This is a genomic window from Geosporobacter subterraneus DSM 17957 (genome assembly GCF_900142145.1).
In the GTDB taxonomy this organism is placed as follows: domain Bacteria; phylum Bacillota; class Clostridia; order Peptostreptococcales; family Thermotaleaceae; genus Geosporobacter; species Geosporobacter subterraneus.
In genome coordinates this window covers 1-2014 of sequence record NZ_FQZV01000108.1, presented here as the reverse complement: position 1 = coordinate 2014, position 2014 = coordinate 1, and the positions used below count along the sequence as shown (strand labels likewise).

Sequence of the window (2014 nt, the reverse complement as noted above, 5' to 3'; positions counted from 1 at the left end):
GTTGAAGGTTACTAGGGAGTGCCTTTGGGGTTAAAACCCAAAAGATAGACCCAAAAACATTCAACATACAACATATAACATTCAACCACTCAATTCAGCGTAGCTGAGTTGAGTATCCGGGGTTGCGGATATACTCATTAAGAGATGGCAGTTGTAATCGAAGCGGTCTGGAAAGGCCCACCATAGAAGGTAACAGTCCTGTAGGTGAAACGACGAATATCTTGAGTATACTCCAGAGTACCACGAGACACGTGAAACCTTGTGGGAAGCAGGGGGGACCACCCCCCAAGGCTAAATACTACCTGGTGACCGATAGCGTATAGTACCGTGAGGGAAAGGTGAAAAGAACCCCGGGAGGGGAGTGAAAGAGAACCTGAAACCCTATGTTTACAAGCAGTGAAAGTTCTTTATATGAACGATCGCGTACTTTTTGTAGAACGGGCCAACGAGTTACGGTATGCAGCAAGGTTAAGCTGTTCTGCAGCGGAGCCGCAGCGAAAGCGAGTCTGAATAGGGCGTTTTAGTTGCATGCCGTAGACCCGAAACCGGGTGACCTATCCATGAGCAGGATGAAGCGGAAGTAAAATTTCGTGGAGGTCCGAACCCATGTCTGTTGAAAAAGGCTGGGATGACTTGTGGATAGCGGAGAAATTCCAATCGAACCCGGAGATAGCTGGTTCTCCCCGAAATAGCTTTAGGGCTAGCCTCAAATGTAGAGATGCGGAGGTAGAGCACTGAATAGCCTAGGGGCCCTCACCGGTTACCAAAGCTTATCAAACTCCGAATGCCGTATTCTTTTATTTGGGAGTCAGACTACGTGAGATAAGTTTCGTGGTCAAAAGGGAAACAGCCCAGACCGTCAGCTAAGGTCCCAAAGTACAGGTTAAGTGGAAAAGGATGTGGGATTGCACAGACAACTAGGATGTTGGCTTAGAAGCAGCCACTCATTTAAAGAGTGCGTAATAGCTCACTAGTCGAGTGATCCTGCGCCAAAGATGTCCGGGGCTCAAACCTGTCACCGAAGCTACGGCAGTGCATTGCACTGGGTAGGGGAGCATTGTATGCGGGTAGAAGTCACACCGTAAGGAGTGGTGGACTGCATACAAGAGAGAATGTTGGCATGAGTAGCGAAAGGTAAGTGAGAATCTTACCCGTCGAAAACCTAAGGTTTCCTGAGGAAGGTTCGTCCGCTCAGGGTTAGTCGGGACCTAAGCCGAGGACGAAAGTCGTAGGCGATGGACAACAGGTTGAAATTCCTGTACCACCAAAGATCGTTTGAGCAATGGGGTGACACAGGAGGATAGGTCATGCGCACCGTTGGTTGTGTGCGTCTAAGCCCGTAGGGAGTTAGGATAGGCAAATCCGTCTTAACAATCCTAAAAGGTGATGGGGAGCGAAATTGGTCGCGAACTGACTGATTCCACACTGTCAAGAAAAGCCTCTAGTGAGATCTAGGTGCCCGTACCGCAAACCGACACAGGTAGGTGAGGAGAGAATCCTAAGACGAGCGAGAGAACTATTGTTAAGGAACTCGGCAAAATGACCCCGTAACTTCGGGAGAAGGGGTGCCACGGTAGGGTTAATCGCCCGAGGTGGCCGCAGAGAATAGGCCCAAGCGACTGTTTAACAAAAACACAGGTCTCTGCTAAGTCGAAAGACGATGTATAGGGGCTGACGCCTGCCCGGTGCTGGAAGGTTAAGGGGACGTGTTACCCGACACTCAACTGTGACTATTAGAAAAAATCTTCATAAGCAGAAAAAATTATAAGATAAACAGAAGAATCTAGTAGTTAGAGTTGAGTGTTGGGGAAGCACTGAACTTAAGCCCCAGTAAACGGCGGCCGTAACTATAACGGTCCTAAGGTAGCGAAATTCCTTGTCGGGTAAGTTCCGACCCGCACGAAAGGCGTAACGATTTGGGCACTGTCTCAACAATAGACTCGGTGAAATTGTAGTACCAGTGAAGATGCTGGTTACCCGCAGCAGGACGGAAAGACCCCGTGGAGCTTTACTG

1 rRNA gene is annotated in these 2014 nt (G+C 49.1%); it reads left to right on the top strand.

Annotated features, from left to right (window positions below):
- Positions 1 to 2014 (top strand): 23S ribosomal RNA (locus BUB56_RS19135); the annotation flags it as partial.